The organism is Cytobacillus dafuensis (assembly GCF_007995155.1).
Taxonomy (GTDB): domain Bacteria; phylum Bacillota; class Bacilli; order Bacillales; family Cytobacillaceae; genus Cytobacillus; species Cytobacillus dafuensis.
Genome location: NZ_CP042593.1, coordinates 1,611,539 through 1,629,624 on the forward strand (window position 1 = coordinate 1,611,539; position 18,086 = coordinate 1,629,624).

General features: G+C 35.0%; 21 protein-coding genes. 11 read left to right on the plus strand and 10 right to left on the minus strand.

Going from position 1 to position 18,086, the window contains the following annotated elements; all coding sequences use genetic code 11:
* The first annotated feature begins 17 nt into the window (after positions 1 to 17).
* The 3 genes from FSZ17_RS07620 to FSZ17_RS07630 all read left to right on the plus strand — a co-directional run bounded on the left by FSZ17_RS07620 (position 18) and on the right by FSZ17_RS07630 (position 4,394).
* Entirely contained in the window at positions 18 to 3,017 is a 3,000-nt protein-coding gene (locus tag FSZ17_RS07620) for an ATP-binding protein (protein ID WP_057774532.1), read from the plus strand.
* 106 nt (positions 3,018 to 3,123) lie between these two features.
* On the plus strand, positions 3,124 to 4,068 hold the full coding sequence (gene yhaM / locus FSZ17_RS07625; protein WP_057774529.1) for a 3'-5' exoribonuclease YhaM: 945 nt from the start codon (positions 3,124 to 3,126) through the stop codon (positions 4,066 to 4,068).
* Positions 4,069 to 4,205: 137 nt separating this feature from the next.
* On the plus strand, positions 4,206 to 4,394 hold the full coding sequence (locus FSZ17_RS07630) for a sporulation YhaL family protein (protein ID WP_057774526.1): 189 nt from the start codon (positions 4,206 to 4,208) through the stop codon (positions 4,392 to 4,394).
* A 145-nt stretch (positions 4,395 to 4,539) separates the two neighbouring features.
* Here the strand turns inward: FSZ17_RS07630 and FSZ17_RS07635 are convergent, their stop codons facing one another.
* On the minus strand, positions 4,540 to 5,415 hold the full coding sequence (locus tag FSZ17_RS07635; protein ID WP_057774523.1) for a peptidylprolyl isomerase: 876 nt from the start codon (positions 5,413 to 5,415) through the stop codon (positions 4,540 to 4,542).
* Between the two features lie 273 nt (positions 5,416 to 5,688).
* Here FSZ17_RS07635 and FSZ17_RS07640 point away from each other — a divergent pair, with 273 nt between their 5' ends.
* A complete protein-coding gene (locus FSZ17_RS07640) occupies positions 5,689 to 5,772 on the plus strand; it encodes a YjcZ family sporulation protein (protein ID WP_146846626.1) in 84 nt (27 codons plus the stop codon).
* A 36-nt stretch (positions 5,773 to 5,808) separates the two neighbouring features.
* Positions 5,809 to 5,895: a YjcZ family sporulation protein gene (locus tag FSZ17_RS07645; protein WP_082625327.1), complete on the plus strand. Its 87-nt coding sequence runs from the start codon at positions 5,809 to 5,811 to the stop codon at positions 5,893 to 5,895.
* Positions 5,896 to 6,110: 215 nt separating this feature from the next.
* On the opposite strand, the gene FSZ17_RS23675 is transcribed toward FSZ17_RS07645, so the two are convergent.
* The gene (locus FSZ17_RS23675; protein ID WP_057774520.1) at positions 6,111 to 6,293 is read right to left on the minus strand and encodes a hypothetical protein; all 183 of its coding nucleotides are present in this window, start codon (positions 6,291 to 6,293) and stop codon (positions 6,111 to 6,113) included.
* Positions 6,294 to 6,512: 219 nt separating this feature from the next.
* Positions 6,513 to 7,061 (minus strand): DUF3267 domain-containing protein, encoded by a 549-nt coding sequence (locus FSZ17_RS07655; RefSeq protein ID WP_057774517.1) that lies wholly within the window; start codon positions 7,059 to 7,061, stop codon positions 6,513 to 6,515.
* A gap of 208 nt (positions 7,062 to 7,269) precedes the next feature.
* Here FSZ17_RS07655 and FSZ17_RS07660 point away from each other — a divergent pair, with 208 nt between their 5' ends.
* The gene (locus tag FSZ17_RS07660; RefSeq protein WP_146846420.1) at positions 7,270 to 7,605 is read left to right on the plus strand and encodes a DUF1878 family protein; all 336 of its coding nucleotides are present in this window, start codon (positions 7,270 to 7,272) and stop codon (positions 7,603 to 7,605) included.
* Between the two features lie 3 nt (positions 7,606 to 7,608).
* Here FSZ17_RS07660 and FSZ17_RS07665 read toward each other — a convergent pair whose 3' ends face one another.
* On the minus strand, positions 7,609 to 8,184 hold the full coding sequence (locus FSZ17_RS07665; protein WP_057774514.1) for an HTH-type transcriptional regulator Hpr: 576 nt from the start codon (positions 8,182 to 8,184) through the stop codon (positions 7,609 to 7,611).
* Positions 8,185 to 8,606: 422 nt separating this feature from the next.
* Positions 8,607 to 8,975: a YtxH domain-containing protein gene (locus tag FSZ17_RS07670; protein ID WP_057774511.1), complete on the minus strand. Its 369-nt coding sequence runs from the start codon at positions 8,973 to 8,975 to the stop codon at positions 8,607 to 8,609.
* A gap of 214 nt (positions 8,976 to 9,189) precedes the next feature.
* On the opposite strand from FSZ17_RS07670, the gene FSZ17_RS07675 reads away from it, so the two are divergent.
* Entirely contained in the window at positions 9,190 to 9,381 is a 192-nt protein-coding gene (locus tag FSZ17_RS07675) for a membrane protein YhzF (protein ID WP_057774509.1), read from the plus strand.
* Between the two features lie 37 nt (positions 9,382 to 9,418).
* Here the strand turns inward: FSZ17_RS07675 and FSZ17_RS07680 are convergent, their stop codons facing one another.
* The 3 genes from FSZ17_RS07680 to FSZ17_RS07695 all read right to left on the minus strand — a co-directional run bounded on the left by FSZ17_RS07680 (position 9,419) and on the right by FSZ17_RS07695 (position 12,118).
* Positions 9,419 to 9,982 (minus strand): tryptophan transporter, encoded by a 564-nt coding sequence (locus FSZ17_RS07680; protein ID WP_057774506.1) that lies wholly within the window; start codon positions 9,980 to 9,982, stop codon positions 9,419 to 9,421.
* Positions 9,983 to 10,110: 128 nt separating this feature from the next.
* Positions 10,111 to 11,187, minus strand: coding sequence for a 3-phosphoserine/phosphohydroxythreonine transaminase (serC, locus tag FSZ17_RS07685; protein WP_057774503.1), 1,077 nt, complete (start codon positions 11,185 to 11,187; stop codon positions 10,111 to 10,113).
* Between the two features lie 508 nt (positions 11,188 to 11,695).
* The gene (locus tag FSZ17_RS07695; RefSeq protein ID WP_057774857.1) at positions 11,696 to 12,118 is read right to left on the minus strand and encodes an HIT family protein; all 423 of its coding nucleotides are present in this window, start codon (positions 12,116 to 12,118) and stop codon (positions 11,696 to 11,698) included.
* A gap of 662 nt (positions 12,119 to 12,780) precedes the next feature.
* On the opposite strand from FSZ17_RS07695, the gene FSZ17_RS07700 reads away from it, so the two are divergent.
* From FSZ17_RS07700 to FSZ17_RS07710, 3 genes are all read left to right on the plus strand, one after another.
* Positions 12,781 to 13,521, plus strand: coding sequence for an ABC transporter ATP-binding protein (locus tag FSZ17_RS07700; protein ID WP_057774500.1), 741 nt, complete (start codon positions 12,781 to 12,783; stop codon positions 13,519 to 13,521).
* Positions 13,514 to 14,725: an ABC transporter permease gene (locus FSZ17_RS07705; protein ID WP_057774497.1), complete on the plus strand. Its 1,212-nt coding sequence runs from the start codon at positions 13,514 to 13,516 to the stop codon at positions 14,723 to 14,725. Before FSZ17_RS07700 ends, FSZ17_RS07705 begins: the two co-directional genes overlap by 8 nt.
* Positions 14,726 to 14,954: 229 nt before the next feature.
* Positions 14,955 to 15,680, plus strand: coding sequence for an EcsC family protein (locus FSZ17_RS07710; RefSeq protein ID WP_057774495.1), 726 nt, complete (start codon positions 14,955 to 14,957; stop codon positions 15,678 to 15,680).
* 28 nt (positions 15,681 to 15,708) lie between these two features.
* Here the strand turns inward: FSZ17_RS07710 and FSZ17_RS07715 are convergent, their stop codons facing one another.
* The gene (locus FSZ17_RS07715; protein WP_057774492.1) at positions 15,709 to 15,960 is read right to left on the minus strand and encodes a hypothetical protein; all 252 of its coding nucleotides are present in this window, start codon (positions 15,958 to 15,960) and stop codon (positions 15,709 to 15,711) included.
* Positions 15,961 to 15,976: 16 nt separating this feature from the next.
* A complete protein-coding gene (locus tag FSZ17_RS07720; RefSeq protein WP_057774490.1) occupies positions 15,977 to 17,194 on the minus strand; it encodes a M20 family metallopeptidase in 1,218 nt (405 codons plus the stop codon).
* A gap of 125 nt (positions 17,195 to 17,319) precedes the next feature.
* Between FSZ17_RS07720 and FSZ17_RS07725 the strand changes: the two genes are divergently transcribed.
* Entirely contained in the window at positions 17,320 to 17,961 is a 642-nt protein-coding gene (locus FSZ17_RS07725) for a phosphatase PAP2 family protein (RefSeq protein ID WP_057774487.1), read from the plus strand.
* Positions 17,962 to 18,086: the final 125 nt, after the last annotated feature.

Genomic DNA, 18,086 nt, shown 5'->3' on the forward strand with positions numbered 1-18,086 from the left:
GTAGTGGAGGTGAAAACGTGAGAATTACAGATATTCATATTTATGGGTATGGCAAGCTCTCTAATTTGAAGATTTCTAATTTGCATGAACTTCAAGTTATATTTGGAGAAAATGAAGCAGGAAAGTCAACGATTATGTCGTTTATCCATAGCATTTTATTTGGCTTTCCAACTAAGCAGCAATCAGAGCTTCGATATGAACCGAAAGAAGGAACAAAGTACGGAGGGCAAATAACTGCTTTCTTCCCGGAAAAAGGGAGAGCTGTGATTGAACGTATAAAGGGAAAGGCAGCTGGTGATGTAAGTGTTATTTTAGAAGATGGGACAAGGGGAGAAGAGGAGTTTCTAAAGGACCTATTATTCCATGTGGATAAATCACTTTTTCAATCGATATTTTCTTTTAATATTCATGGGCTGCAAAATGTTCATCAGATGAGAAGCGAGGATTTAGGAAGATTTTTATTTTCTGCAGGTGCATTAGGAACAGATCAGCTGCTCCGTGCGGAAAATACTTTGCAAAGAGAACTAGAGAGTCGTTTTAAACCAAACGGCAAAAAGCCAAATATTAATGTAAAGCTTAAAGAACTTAAGCTGCTGCACAATGAATTAAAAAAAGCTGAACTGCAAAATGAGCAGTACTGGGTTCTTCTAAATGAAAAGGAAAGTTTAGAAAAAGAGATTAATGAAAAACAAAGAGAGCAATTACTGCTTCAGAATCAGCTTTCGAAATTAGAAAATTGGAGAAAAATTCATCCATTAATTGTAGAGGAACATTCATTAAAAGAAGAATTGATCCAGTATAAAGATATTCATTTCCCTATTGATGGCATTTCAAGATTAGATCGCCTTGAAGAGTTAATGAAGCCGCTTGAAGGACAGATTAACAGTATATCAAAAGGGATTAATATGATTGAGGAAGAAATTCAATTACACCTTCCTGATGCCCGTCTACTCAATAAGGAGAATGAGATTCTTGCTGCTGTCGAAAGATTATCTTTACTAGAAAAACTGAAGCAGGAGGAGAAAGAGCTTCAAGATAAACTTTATGAGATTCAACAAGAAGAGGTCGTTCTTCGAGAAAAGCTTCATTTAAACCTTAATGAGGAGCAGCTCTTATCAATAAATACAAGTGTTTTTATGAAGGAGAAGGTTATTGCTGCTCAAGAAAAATCTAAGCGGATAAAGTCAAGGAAGCTTGACCTTGATGAAAGATTTCATGAAGAAAAACAAAGGCTCGAGGAAACAGAAGAACAATTGAAATTGTTAGAGAGTCAGCTGCTTCCTGAATCAGAAAGGAAAAAGCTTGAAGAGGAATTGCGATCTACTCAAAAAATGCAAGATTTAGAACAAGAGCTTATACAGATTGATACAAGGCTTGATTTTCTTTATAAAACACAAAATAGTGAAAAAGAAAGACTACACAGAAAAAAAAATCAAGAGAAATATCAATTATCTATATTTTGTTTCCTTTTTTTCGCACTAATTGCATGGGGAGTAATGGAAGCAAGCTGGCCCATAATTATTATCGGCGTATTAGGGGTTTTCTACTCAATAAGTATGTTTTTTAAGAAATCGACAGAAGGAAATAATAATTTCGTTCATGAGGAATTAACCTCATTAAAAAATAGAAAAAAGCTTATTTTACAAAAGTTAAATGAGCCGAGTATGATAAATGCGGCAAAAATGGAGGATAGACTCGAAAAAGATAAAAGGGTATTGGAGAGGTTACATCAATTTAAATTCCTGTGGGAACAAAGAAATGAACAATATGAAAAGGTCATTATCGATTTTGAATCTTGGGAAAAAGAAATGGTTAAACATGAAAATGTATTAGTTGGGCTCGGGGATGATCTGTTTTTACCACGTGATTTAGCCCTTTCCCATATTGCGGATGCCTTTTTGTTTATTGAACAGCTAAAAAAGCTTTATCGTGAGCGGAAAGTAACATTTGAACGTCACAACTCGATATCAATAAGAATTACAGAAATACAAAATGGCATAGTGGATTTGTGTAATGCTGTATTAGATACAATTCCTACAAATATTCAAGAAATGGCATACATGTTAAGAAATCGTTTAAAGGTGGAGTCAGAGAAAAAAATTAAGTTAGAAGGAAGAAAAGCAAAGCTTTCTGATCTTGAAGAGGAGCTTCAAAGATATAAGCTGGAATATGAGCATTTTCAAATAGAGAGAGAAAAGCTTTTTCAGTCTGCAAATTCAGAATCAGAAGAGCAATATAGGGAAATAGGTAAGCTGGCAGATAAAAGGGCCAAGCTGGATGAACAAATCGAAAGCATACGTAGACAACTAAAGCTATCGCCTTTTAATGATACAGAGCTTAAAGAATATATGAAAATAGCAGATGTGGCCCAATTAATAAGCAGTCAATCAAAGCTGTGTGTTGACCTTAAAGAAAAGATTCCGTTATTACAAAATCGACTTGCCGAGAAAAAATATGAAGTTCAGCTGCTAGAAGAAGGCGGAACCTTTGCAGAGCTTTTACACTTATATAAGCAAAAGAAATCAGAGCTTGAAGGTGAGGCAAGAGAATGGGCTAAATTTGCCCTAGCTAAGGATATTCTTGATCGAACAATTGAAAGCTTTAAAAACGACAGATTACCCCAGATGCTGAAAAGAGCCGAAGAATACCTTCAGTTTTTAACAGATAATAAATATGTTCGAATATACCCAAAAAAGGAAGGCATTGGTTTTCTGCTTGAAAATGATCGTGGATTGTTATTTGAAGCAAATGAACTAAGTCAAGCGACTACTGAACAATTATTTGTAGCACTTAGGCTGGCACTTGCGGTTACTGTTTATGGAAGGTTTCCTTTCCCAATCATTATTGATGATAGTTTTGTCAATTTTGACCACATAAGAACAGAGAAAGTAATTAATCTATTAAAAAGCTTATCAAGCCGCCAAATTATTTTCTTTACGTGCCATAAGCATATGCTTCCATATTTTGAAGAAAATCAAGTTGCTTTCGTTAACAAAAAGGAAAGTTTACCTATTTAATTGGGAATAAAAGAGCTAAAGAAAGACTGGAACACCGCCCTTTTACCTTCGGAATTACTTGCCCAGTGTGATATACTATTTTAATAGAAAGGAGCGTCGGCACATTATGTCAAAAGGTATAGTTTATTATGAAGTGGGAGAACATATTGAACAGTTTCTCCTAATAAAAAATGCGGCTAAAGGAATAGCAAGCAATGGAAAGCCCTTTTTAACACTTATTTTTCAAGATCAGAGTGGAGAAATTGAAGCAAAGCTCTGGGATGTCTCTGATGGTGATGAAAAGAATTTTATTCCAGAAACAATTGTTAAAGTTTCTGGTGATATATTGAATTATCGCGGACGTAACCAGCTCAGAATTAGACAAATAAGACCGGCGTCCTCAAGCGACTCTGTTAAGCTTTCAGATTTTCTTGAAACAGCACCTCTCAGTACGGAAGAAATGATGAGTAAAATTACTCAATATATTTTTGAAATGAAGAATCCAAATATACAAAGAATTACACGCCATTTATTAAAAAAGCATCAGGAGTCATTCATTGAATATCCAGCTGCAACAAAAAACCATCATGAATTTGTTTCAGGACTTGCCTTCCATGTCGTTTCCATGCTTGATCTGGCAAAAGCAATCGCTGGCCTTTATCCAAGTCTTGATACGGATCTTTTATATGCAGGCGTCATTTTACATGATTTGGGAAAAGTAATTGAACTTTCAGGGCCAATCTCGACTACTTATACAGTAGAGGGAAATTTACTTGGACATATAACAATCATGGTTAATGAAATTGGTAAAGCAGCTGAAGAGCTTTCGATTATGGGAGAGGAAGTGATTATCCTGGAGCATTTAGTCCTTTCCCACCACGGGAAAGCTGAATGGGGAAGCCCTAAACCTCCTCTAATTAAAGAGGCTGAAATTCTTCATTATATTGATAATCTAGATGCGAAGATGAATATGCTTGACCGTGCTCTAGAACGTGTGAAACCCGGTGAATTCACTGAAAGAGTATTTGCATTGGAGAATAGATCATTTTATAAACCTATATTTCATAAATAACCTTATCGAAAAATCGCCATTCCATTTTGGATGGTGATTTTTTGTTGTTTTCTAAAGCAGATTCATAATTCTATTGCGGAGGCATAAAATATTTTAGTAAAGAATGGACAAACATTCTGTAGAAGGAGGATAATAAAATGTTTATTCCTATTTGGGTATACTTTGTGGCTGCAGGAATTCTTCTAAGTGCTTATATGGCGATTCGGGCGGGTAGAGAGGAACGTCAAGTTGAAAATGAGAGTATCGAGCTTGAAGGCAGGGTTTACATGGAAAGGATTGAAAAGGAAAGGGAAGTAAAAAAATCTAGTCAGCAATCAATAGGTTAATGATTGATTGAAAAAAGGTTGTCCCCTAAGGTGTCTGGCATCCACTTCATACACTTTATCTAGAATCTCACTCGCTTATTGATACTAGATATTGTTCGTGGTGCCAGGCACCTTTACTTTTGGGACAAGCCCTTTTTATTTCTAATTACTTAGACTCAGTGTTCTCTGTAGTTTCGATAATGCCTTTTAAATCTTTATCATTAATTTTAACATTAGCATCTTTTAATTCACGATCTAGCGCTTTTTGAACTTTTTCTTGGTCAAGCTTTGAAACCTTTACTTCATATTCCATTTGATCTTTCATGTCTTCAAATGATTTTTTCTCTTTTTTATCTGTTACTTGAATAATATGATAGCCATGCTCAGATTTCACTGGCGCGCTTATTTCATTAACATCTAAAGCGTATGCTGCTTTTTCAAATTCAGGAACCATTTTTCCAGGTCCGAACCAGCCAAGGTCACCACCATTTGTTGCAGAACCAGGATCTTTTGAATATTCCTTTGCTAAATCCTCAAACTTAGCACCTTCGTCAAGTTTTTTCTTCACTTCATTTGCTGTTTTTTCATCATCAACTAGAATATGTCTTGCCTTGATTTGAGGCTTATAGTTATCGTAGTGTTCTTTAACTTCTTTATCGGTTACCTTAATATCTTTAATGGCTGCTTTTTCTTGCAATAAGCCGGTTCTCATCATTTCTTTAAATTCCTCTTCATCCTTTAACCCGTACTGCATTAGAGCCATTTCAAAATTGGGCCCAAGCTGTTCCTTAATCTCATCTACCTTTGCATCTAACTCTTTGTCAGTCACCTTATATTTATCAGAAAGAACTTTTTCATAGACAAGATCGCGAAGTACAGCCTCGCCATATTTATCTTTCATTGCATCGTAAAGCTCGTCCTTTGTAATATTACCAGCTTTTGACTCGACAATTACATCTGATCCTTTTCCATCGTTCGCGTTACATGCACTTAAAGCTAGAACCCCAGCAGTTAGAGTTAATGTAATAATCCATTTCTTCATGTTGAACACTCCTAATAATATTTTTCAATATCAGATTCACAAAACCTACTATACCACAAATGGATTAGAGAACAAAAATGATATCTATTTTATCAATAAAAAAGGGTGTAATTTCCTATTTCCCATTTTTTAAGAAATCATATTATATTTTGAACCATTTTTATTGGAATAAATGTCTTTTGTCTAGAATTTGGGAATAGCCGTGATATTTGCCTATTCGAATAAAGTGATTGATGAATAGTATATGTTAGCAGCATGAAAGGAGGGTGCCTCATGGGTGCTTGTTTCGGTGGAGGCTTTGCTTTAATTGTAGTGCTGTTCATTTTATTAATTATTGTTGGTGCAGCATGGCTATAAGAAAAAAGGTTTGCTTATAAGAAAGGAGGAAACATTATGTCAGGATTTGCACATGGGGGAGGATTTGCCTTAGTGGTAGTGTTGTTTATCCTATTAATTATTATTGGTGCATCTTGGTGTTAAAAAACTGTGACATAAAGGTTTATCCATCCTTAAAATGAAAATGTAAAAGCGACGAGAAATTGCTTCTCGTCGCTTATTTTAGCTAAAAGGAAAGTTTATGTTTATTAACGTACAAATGTAAAATGCTTTTTCAATTTAATATCTGCTAATAAGATCGCATAAGTAAAACTAAGGCATTCGCCAAAATGGACTTGGCGAACGCCAAGTTTTTCTAATTAACGATAAAGATTTTCAACAAATGAGGATATTAAAAGGATAGTCACTAAAATATTAATGGTTCTGTAAACTTTAGGCTGCCGCTCCTCAGGGATATCCTTTTGAAGACATAGAGAATATGTCATCTTGTTAATATTAAATAAAATAAATATGGCAAAAATAATAAAGAAAATGGAGATCACCGAAGATTCCCTCCTTTAACAGTTGTGAAGAAAAAGGATAGGGTCTGAGCATATTTTGGAAATAGCGTTTCAGACAGCCTACTACGATTGTATGTTATTTACAATAACAAAATTCTATTAAAAAAGATAGTCTTTCAGATTCAATTAAATTTTATTATATTCTAGATTACCTTTAAAAGGGTGAAAAAGGTATCCACTCAGGATACCTTTTCATAAAAATTAATGGTTTTTGTGAAGTAATATTTCTAATCCATCATCATTTTCTTCGATATAGGAGCTTTTTGGTGCGAAAAGTAAAGTTTTTATACTAATAATATCAGGTAAACAAATTCCCACATGAAAGGCAAGCAAAATGGTAAAATAATGTACGTAATGGGGAAATATAAAACAAGCCCAAACGATCAGAGAATTAATAACGATGAATGGCATAAATAAAGCAATGATGAATTGCCATTTTGAAATGGGTTCAAAAACCTGTATCTGTATGATTGGAAAAATTCCATATCGAATGGTTAACATTTTTTTAATTTTTTTTGAATGATGGGCAATTGGCAAATAATGAAACAGTTTATGAAGAGGGTAGATTAACCATAGACCGAATAGCAATAAAATAAAATAATTGTCTTGTAATGTTTTAGTTTTAAATAAAAATTGTGCTGGTACATATGCAAAAATAAATGTGAGCAGCATTGTTAAGGAAGACAAGATAAAAAGTCTTTGAGACCCGTATTGTTTCGAAAAGTTAATCGTCTTCCAAGAATTCATCATATCCCTACCTCCAAAAGGAGAAATTTTTAATCTTTCTTCAAACTTACTAAGTTACTTTACGACGAAAGAATAAAAAAATCAATAGGAAAAAAACATAGATTTTGTCGAAAGATCATATAGAATAATAATGGTTGAATTAGTAATCAAATTCACCAATAATAATTTGATTTTTAAATTTATTTTGATGCATTTGTGGGGGAATAAACCAGTGGACATACATTATTTATTAGAAAAAATAGACAGATTAGAATATCAGAACAAGCTGCTTTTGAAAATAATAGAAAAAAAAGATCAGGAATTTTATAAACTGGTAATAAAAAATTCATTAGCTGAAAAAGATGTTAACGCATTCATTTACCTTTGTGAAGAATTGAGCAAAAAAATAGAAGAACAGAAAGCGGAAGGATTTGTCTATTTTCATCCGCTTTTTAATAATTTTACACATCATTTGCATCCAAGACTTGAACCTAAAGAGGTTGTAAGAGCTTGTATAAAGCAAAGCTTATATTTGCCTCTTATGAAGGAATTCCAAAAATACCTTTAGGAGCTAGACAGATTCTTGAAGCGAAATATCTTTTTTATAAAGCTTTCCTTCGTCTTCAATAAAATCATTTTCAATGTTCGCAAAGGATTTTTCAAAGATTTCCATGAAGTCATCCCCGTAAATATTTCTTACAATGGCCATGATTTCAATAATATCTGGGAATTTTCCGTATAGCTCTCTTAGAGGCTTTGCACCTGAAAAGGCAGCGTGTTTGTCAGGATCATAGATCTCCATTAATTTTAATAATACTTCTTCACCTTCTGCAGTAAGTTGAATGTAAGTATTTCTCTTGTCATTTTCCTTTTTAGAAAACTGCAATAATCCTCGCTCTTCTAGCTTTTTGGAAAAGTTAAAAGCGGTTGAGACATGCATCACTCCAAATTTTGCAACATCAGATATCGAAGCTCCCTTTAAATGATAGGAAATCCATAATATATGATGTTCATTAATATTTAAATCATAAGGCTTAATCCACTGCTGCCAATCCTTTTCAATTGATTTCCAAAGTGCTTTACTTAATTGTGCGATTCTTTGGCTAAAAAGCATCGCTTCCTTCATTGTGTACAATTTATCTGACATTCTATTCACCTACTTTTCTAATTCTCTAATTTCATTATGCCAATAAAATAAAAATTAATAAAGAAAAAATTTACTAAATTTTTAGAAATTATTTGGCGAGTTCATAATAATATGCTTATCTTGGAATGATGAGTTCTTTTTTCAGGTTTAAAGAAGTAATTTCGACAATAAGCAACGATTTGCATCATGACAATAAAAATTAATGTCGCTTTATTAATATATTTATTTTCTGTAAAAAAAGAAAAATTCCTTCTTTTTGTTGATTTGAATTAGGAATTTTTTAGTCTAATTGGAAATTTTGAGTTTATTAGCATATTATAGTAGATTAGAGTTTCGATAGAGTCCCTGTTAAAAAAGTCGCATAAAAAACTAAGGCATTCACCGGAAGGACCTGGCGAACGCCTTAGTTTTCTTAATAATATTTATTTTTTTATAATCTTAGCTTCTATACTTTTTTCAAGATCTAATATTGCAAGTTCAATGGAATGTAATTCCTTTTGTAGATCCTGTTGATGAGGTAAAATTTCATCTCTCCATTTTTGAATGGAGGTTTTTACTTCTGAAGAAAAGGCTGAAATGGTATTTTTCCCTTCCTTAGAAGCTTTAATTGTTGAGTTTTTTAATTCAATTAGTTGTTTATTTAGATCAAGTATTTGCTTTTGAATACTTTCTTTTTGCTCTCTAACATATTGTCTTGTTTCTTTACCAGAATTAGGTGCGGTTAATAAGACGCTAATTCCTGCTGCTGCTCCCCCAATAAAAAATCCTAATAACCATGATTTTACATTCATTTAACTCACCTCAATTGTACATATATATTTATTTTACAATATGTACATCATAATTTCTCCTTATGATTGTGAAGATATTAATAATATCTTCACATAATGCCAAAAATTTAGAGTTCCGTCTTTTTACATATGTAAAGAAACGAAAGCATAAAGTTAAATAATAGGGATATATCGAGACAATTTCATTTTTGAAAGAGAGGGGAGGGGGTCCCATATGGCAGGTCTAACAGCAGGAGTTTTTACGATTGGGGCCGCACTGATTGCCGGTGGCATTTACTTCATACTAGCGATTACAAAACCAGGAGTTTACCCGCCTAAATATATTTTAAAAAAGAGAGCTGTTTCCCTTGCTGCAGCAGGTATTGCTTTTCTGTTAATTGGTATCATCATGTCTAGTTTCCAATAAACAAAAAAACCCGCAATCTGCGGGTTTTTATCTACTATTAATCTATAATCTTATGTTCAGAACTGTTATTCTGAGTAATGATTTCAGTCGGCTTATTAAGTTTAGTTCTCTTTACAATTGTTAAAGCAACTGGGTAAAGAACAACCATTGCGATTGTATTGACGGCTGCCGCAGGTAACACAACTGCTGCAAATAGAGCAGTGAATGGGCCAGGTAGACCGACAATCAAAAAGGCTGAAGTCAAAAATACGATTCCAGAAATAATTGTCCCTACCGCTGTTAATACTGCTACGCTCACGATTGATTTTTGGAACTTCTTAAAGGCTAGGAATAAACCTAAGAATGCAAATGCAGTAATTGGTTTATCAATGATATTTGGAATTAGACCACCTGGAAATGTCGTAGTTAATCCTGAAATTAGCCCCGTTACTAAGCCTAGTAGCATGACGCTCTTTTTATCTGGAAAAAGTACAATTCCCAAAAACATCATCGTTAACATCATGTCTGGTTTCATTCCAAGGAAAAAGCCTGGAACAACTGCGTGCAATACTGCACCCATTCCCACCAATAGGGATAGGGCTACAAGATTTTTCGTATTCATTTTCTCATCTCTCCTCTGCTTTTCTCATATCTTACTATCATATCCCCTGAAGTGCTCTCAGTGCCTTCAGCGAGAAACTTTTAATTATTATAACATACATAAAATAAAAATGAAGAATTGATTTTCTGCTAATTTTTGTTTTTGAAAGCTTTCATGAATTCGGCTAGCTGACAAACTTGATCAACAGGAATGGCGTTATAAATAGAGGCTCTGCAGCCTCCCACAGATCGATGGCCGTTAAGTCCGATAAAGCCTGCTTCCTTTGCCTGTTGAAGAAACTTCAGTGAAATGTCATCATGATTAAGATTGAAGGTAACATTCATTTTTGATCTGCTTTCTTTTTCAGCGTGACCTATATAGAAGCCTTCACTTTCATCAATACAATCGTAAAGTATCTTTGCCTTTTCCTCGTTTCTTTTCTCAATGACTTTTAATCCACCTTCTTGCTCCACCCATTCAAGAACTAGCTTTAACAAGTAAATCGCAAGTGTTGGAGGAGTGTTATAAAGCGAATTATGCTTTGCATATGTATTGTAATTCAGCATGGTTGGTAAACGATCGATCGAATTTGATAAAAGCTTCTTATTAATAATGACAACTGTTACCCCGGAAGGACCGAGATTTTTTTGTGCACCTGCATAGATTAGGTCAAAGTTTTCAATATCCAATGGTTTACTTAATATATCACTAGACATATCGGCTATTAATGGGATGAATTCATTGGAAGGGAATTGATTCCACTGTGTACCATATATCGTGTTGTTACTTGTAATATGAAGATAGGCTGCATCTTTTGATATTGAAATTTCATTAGGGATTGAACGATATTTTTGAACCTTACTTGTAGCAGCAATATAGGTGGATCCGATTTTTTCAGCCTCTTGTAACGCTTTTTCAGACCAAACTCCAGTCAACACATAGTTGCCTATTTTTCCTTCAGTTAAGAGATTCATTGGAACCATGGAAAACTGCAAGCTTGCTCCTCCCTGAAGAAAGAGAATTTCATAGTTGTTAGGAATTGAAAGGATGTTTCTTAATAAATCTTGAGCCTTTTGATGAATAGCTTCATAATCTTTGCTTCTGTGACTTAATTCCATAACCGCCATTCCACTGTTGTGATAATTCAACCAATTTTTTTCAGCTTCCTGTAACACTGATACTGGCAGAGCTGCAGGTCCCGCATTAAAATTAAGTGCTCTTTGCATCATAAACCCTCCTAAATAGTATCTATCTAATTTCACCTTAACGCTGTAATGAGATAAAAGATATTATTATGGTATCAAAAAATAAAGATTTGTACATAAGCAATTATGAAGTTTCTGAAAATATATATTAATGATCGTTTAATATTGCCAGCTGAAAAATGGGGTAGGAGGGCTTGTAATGAAAAAAAGACCTATCTAATAAAGATTAGAAAAGTCTTTTTTGAAATTGGCTGTAATAAAGTTCAGTGTTGAAAATGCTATTTTGTTGTTGATTGGAGCGGAAGGCACGAGCTCCTCGAAAATGCTAACGCATTTTCTTCGTGCGGTGATTATTCTAGGAAGCTTATTCAATGTCCTGCGGGAGAAGCGAGTCAAAGGGAGACCCCGCAGGAGCGATAGCGACGAGGAGGCTCCCGGACCGCCCGCGATCGCTAAGTGCCTGCAGCGGAAATCAACAGGGAAGTTTAAAGATCCGTTCTTTTGATTGTTTCGAAGGCACTTCAGCCTTTTACTTCACTTGTTTGCTTATTTCTTTAGCCATGTTCTGTAAATCTTGCTGTGTATAATCAGAGTTGTGTGTTTTCCATACGGCACCAAAGCCATCACCACTTTCATAGCGCGGGATTAAATGCATATGAAAATGAAAAACCTCTTGTCCAGCGTGCTTGCCGCTGTTTTGTAGGATATTCATTCCTAGTGGCTTTAATTCTTGTTTTATGGCGTTGGCAATTTGAGGAACTACTTCAAAGAGATTTCGTGCCGTTTCAGCATTCATATCAAAAATGTTTTCGTTATGTAATTTAGGGATGACTAAGGTATGTCCTTTTGTCACTTGACTTATGTCAAGAAAAGCCAATACATGTTCATTTTCAAATACCTTTGATGATGGAATTTCCCCATTAACAATTTTGCAAAAAATACAATCACTCACCACAAACACTCCTTCTCCAAAGAAATCATTCATATTTTTCCCTATACTATCATAATTGATAAAAGGATAAAAGGCAGGATCCGCATGGAATCCCGCCTTCGTGAAGGGGAATGCTTCTATAAATACGTTTCTATTTCAGGTCTTTCCCTTTGATAAACACCTCATTTTTTAATGATTGTGTTTACTTATAGAGAATTGTGATCTTTGTTCAAGCTGACCATCCCCTTGTTTCTTTATATGTTTTTCAACGTATAAAGCAGGCAATTGTCTTTAACAAACACCTCATTTCAAAGTGTATGTTTAGACCACCTTTTAGGCGATCAGATGCATTAGATCTTTTTGGTTAATTAGTACTTTGCCCAATGTAACCATCCCCTTATCATTAGGAACGTTGGAAGCTATCAGCTTATATTGAAATGTTTATTGTCTGCGATAGACACCTCATTTCAATTTTGATAATTCTTTAAGTTATCAAATGGCTTGTTTCCCCTTCATAGAATAGAATACCCATTGCGGAAATTCGTATTCATTTTTTAAAAAGAATTTTTACCCTTTTTCATTCGCTTCTATATGGCAAGTTGAATATCAACTTTTTCAAAAATTGGACAAGTTGATAGACCGTTTTTTACAATGGAATTAGTAAATAAGGAAGGACGTTGATTATGACGCTTTTGCAATTAAATAATGTTACGGGCGGATATACGAGAAATCCTGTACTAAAGGATGTTTCTTTCGAGGTTAATTCTAAGGAAATTGTGGGTCTAATCGGCCTAAATGGTGCAGGAAAAAGTACAACGATAAAGCATGTTATTGGATTAATGGAACCTCATAGTGGGGAAATAACAATAAATAAGAAAATATTTCATAAAGATAAAGAAGAATATCGAAGACAATTTACATTTGTTCCCGAAACGCCAATTTTATATGATGAGCTGACTCTTGAAGAGCATTTAAAAATAACGGCAATGGCATACGGTTTAAAAGAGGATGAATATAAGGAAAGGATTGAAAAGCTACTAAAAGAGTTTCGAATGGAAAAAAGGCTGAAATGGTTTCCAGCACACTTTTCAAAAGGAATGAAGCAAAAAGTAATGATTATGTGTGCTTTTTTAGTCCAGCCTTCCCTTTATATTGTTGACGAGCCATTTGTAGGACTTGATCCTCTTGGAATCCAGTCTTTACTTGATATGATGAAAAAAATGAAGGAGAGTGGGGCAGGGATTTTGATGTCCACTCATATTTTAGCAACCGCTGAAAGGTATTGTGATCGATTTGTCATTTTACATGAAGGAAAGGTAAGGGCAAAGGGGACTTTATCTGATCTAAGGGAACAATTTACAATGCCGGATGCAACACTTGATGATATTTATATCCAGCTGACAAAGGAAGAAGATTATGTTTGATGAGAAGAAGCTTTGGAAAGAGCGTTTTAACACGTGGCTGAAAGAGATCGCGCGTTACTCACGCTATATTTTTAATGGACATATTGTTATTGTAATGGTTTTTTTGCTTGGAACAGCTGCTTTTTATTATCAGGAGTGGTTAAAAACCATTCAAGAACAATTCCCAGTTGCAATTATTATGGCGATGGCTATTGCATTTATATTAACCTATAGTCCGATCAATACCTTTCTCACTGAAGCGGATAAGATTTTCCTTCTCCCTCTTGAAAGCAGGCTAAAAGGCTATTTTACGCGCTCTATAATTGCAAGCTTTATCATACATGCATATTTGCTTTTTATTGGGCTTGGTGTTTTTATGCCTTTGTATGCAAGAGTAAATGATGGCGATTTTAAAAAATATGTCCCGTTTTTGATTGCCATTCTACTAATGAAGGTATTAAATCTCTTCATTCGCTGGAAGGTTCAATATTATGTCGAAACAAAAGTGCATGTATTCGATTCAATTATAAGGTATGCAGTCAATGCGGTTTTTCTATACTTTCTTTTCTCAGGTGCGGGATTAATATTCCTTCTTCCTGAAGCAGCGTTATTACTAATTATGCTGTTCTATTATGATAAGAGTACAAAAGAAAAAGGGCTGAAATGGGAGTTTTTAATTGAAGCGGATGAAAGAAGAAGGACTTCCTTTTACAGGCTCGCCAATTTATTTACTGATGTCCCGAAGTTAAGACAACGTGTGAAAAGACGGAAATGGCTCGATTGGGTATTCAGTAAGCTGCCATTTGCACAGAATGTAACATTCAGCCATCTTTATGCTAGAACCTTCCTGCGGGCAGGTGATTATTTTGGTTTATTTATTCGTTTAACACTTATTGGAGCAGGAATTATATATTTCTTTTCCTTTGGATTGGGTCAAGTCTTAGTTGTGCTGCTGATTGTCTACCTAACTGGCTTTCAGCTAGTGCCTTTGTGGAATCACCATTCAAACAAGCTATGGATTAAGCTATACCCTGTAAATGAGCAACTAAAGATACAGTCATTTAAGCGACTTCTTACAAACGTTTTATATTGTCAGACTGTATTATTGACGATCACCATTTTTATTAAGGGTGAATGGAAGATGGCGATCCTCTCCCTTGCAGCTGGATTTGGACTTTCGTACTTCTTTTCAAATGTATATATTCAAAAAAAGCTTTTGAAATAGAATACGTATGAAATGAATCTAATCATCTGATTAAACGTAATAAAGTGAAACTTCCATCAGTGTGGGCGGTTCTTTCAGCCCCCACTGATGGTTAGTTGAACCAATCGGGCCTTTACGGGCAGTTGATCCCCCACTTAGGTTTCTTTGATTCTCTCGCAACCTTGTAGTTGGGGTCTTACTGCCCGTTAATCTGCGATAAATATTATGAATAATAAAGGATGGTTAGCGTATGAATGAATATGAATTAAGAGCCTTATGTGAATTAGAAGAGTGGAAGTTTTCATTGATAAAGAAATCTGGTATTTTAAACCGTCTTTCAAAAAAAGCACAGACAAAAGTAAATAGTCTTATACCGGAAAAGGCTCATCAAATTATCACCGATAGCATAAAAAACATGGTAAAAGCAACACTTGTTGGTTCAAATATCATAACAAAGAAGAAACAAGAAGTTGGAAGAACATTAGAAGAAAAAGACACTAAGTTTTATGAAAAATTGTCATCCCACAAGAAAACAGCTGTAATTGAAGGGGCTGGAACAGGCGCAGGAGGGTTATTCCTTGGATTAGCTGATTTTCCTTTACTCTTATCGATCAAAATGAAATTTCTTTTCGAGGCCGCGACAATATATGGCTTTGATACAAATGAATACGAAGAACGATTATTTATTCTCCATGTATTTAAGCTTGCCTTTTCAAGTGATGATAAAAGAAGAGAAACACTCCTGATAGTAGAGAATTGGGAGGAAAGAAAATCCAGAATTTTAGAAATGGACTGGAGAGAATTTCAACAAGAATATCGTGACTATATTGATTTCGTTAAGATGCTCCAGCTTTTACCGGGAATTGGAGCGGCGGTTGGCGCATATGCAAATAATAATCTAATGGAGCAGCTTGGAAAAACTGCAAAAAATGCCTATCGGATGAGGATATTAAACACAGCCCCTAAGCTAGATTAAGCTTTGGGGCTGTTATGTTTTTCTTCGTTTATTTTCTTTTGTTTTTACCAAACTTCTCGTTACCACGTTTAAAGTTACCCGTAATTTTAGCTAACAATAACTGTACTTCTGTAATATTATCTTCAACTTCTTTAATTCTTGCTATAAGACGCTCAGCCTCCCTATCCTTTACAATTTTTATTTGTTTACCTCCGTAATAGATTACTACCGTTCCTTTTTTCGTTATTTGATAAGCAAATGGTTCTTCACTTAATCTGTTTCGTTTATCTATTTCGCTCAATACACCGTCTCCCTAATTATTTATTGTTACTTAACAGCTTCTCTTTCTTTCTCATTTTTGCATAAGCATGAAATTGGAGGGCAGCAGAACCAAGCGTTTTCGCTGCAACCAACATCGCTTTTTCATCGATATCAAATTTAGGATGATGATGCGGATAATTTTCTATCATATTTTCCGGCTTGGCTCCAGTAAAGAAAAATGTACCCTTAACATGCTGAAGATAGTAGGCAAAATCCTCTCCACCCATGTGAGGCTCTGTCTCCTCGACAGCGGTAACATCACCAATATTTTTTGCACACTCTATTAAGTACTCAGTTTCATTTCGATGATTTACAACAGCAGGGTAACCTCTTTCATATAAGTATTGATAGGTGCAGTCTGCTGTGTAGCACGTTCCTTTTATAATTCGTTCAATCTCTTTTTCGATATTGGCACGAATGTCTTCGCTGAAAGTACGCACAGTTCCGCCTATTTTTGCTTTATCAGCAATAACATTAAAGGCATTATCCGCGACAAATGAACCAACTGAGACGACGGCAGAATCGATAGGATTGACTTTTCTGCTGACGATTTGCTGTAAATTAACTACTGCTTGAGAAGCTGTAACAATGGCATCCTTCGTTTTGTGCGGCTGTGCTCCATGGCCGCCTCTTCCTTGTATAGTAATATCGAAACGATCGGCAGCTGCCATAATAGGGCCAACGCGATATTGAATGGTACCTGTCGACTCTGATGCCCATAAATGTGTGCCAAAAATAACATCAACACCGTTAAGGCATCCATCCTCAATCATTGAAATAGCTCCACCTGGTGCGTACTCCTCAGCATGCTGGTGGATCATGACATATGTTCCTTCAAGCTCATCTCTCATTTCATGCAGTGATTTTGCGAGAACAAGTAAAGTAGCCGTATGTCCATCGTGGCCGCAAGCATGCATGACACCAGGCACCAATGATTTATATGGAACGTCTTTTTCATCTTGGATCGGTAATGCATCAAAATCGGCTCTTAGTGCAACTGTTTTTCCAGGCTTGCTCCCATAAATTTTAGCAACTACCCCATTGCCTCCAACATTGCCTCTTACTTCAATTCCCATTTTTTCATAATATGTTTTTATGTAATTAGCTGTATTTACTTCCTTAAATGAGAGCTCTGGGTGCTGATGAAGGAATCGTCTTATCGAAACCATTTCATCATAATAATTATCCAATTTTGAAAACAAATTACTTAGCATATTTTCTCACTCCGATTATTTTGTATTTTTAGACTATTATAACATTTTATTTTGAGTAAATGTTAATCTAGAATAAGGACACGAATTGGGAAAGTTCCTGTAAAAGAAATGAGGAGTTTACAGAAATGGAAATGAGAAAATCTAAAATAGCTTATATATTTTTATTGATAGCAATAGTCGTTTTTTTGTATTTTTTTCTTGTTGTAAGAGAAGGGGAGCCTCTTCTATTTGATAGCACTATTAGTTCCTATCTAACTCATTTTTTTACTGAATCGTCTTACCCGTTCTTTAAGTTGTTCAATGTTTTGGGCTCAACGATTGGAACCGGAATTATTTCTCTTTTTGTTATTGGATTACTTTGGGTAATAAAGAGGGACTATGCCGGTATGGCTTTGCTTGCTTTAGCAATCTCGCTTGGTAATTTGTTAAATATGTGGCTAAAGGAGATCGTTGGGCGCCCACGTCCCGAAGTGGAACACTTAGTAAATGTAAAAAGCTTTAGCTTTCCGAGTGGACATGCCATGATGGGGATGATCCTCTATATGCTGATTGCTTATTTTATAATGAACAATGTGAGATCAAATGTAACAAAGTGGTTTGTGGTGATTATGGCTGGAATGATGATTCTTTTCATGGGAATTAGCCGGATCGTTTTGCAAGTTCATTATCCTTCGGATGTAGCTGCAGGCCTGGCCTTAGGCTTTATATGGACATTTATCTGGATTACTTTATATGAAATCGTAAAGGGGAAATTAAAGAGGAGGTGAATGGAAGTTATTGTAGACGGAGAAGCTGCTAGAAATTGGAATAATACTATCGAGCAGCTTCATTTATCGCAGATTAACGGGCAGTAAGACCCTCACTACAAGGTTGCGAGAGGATCAAAGAAACC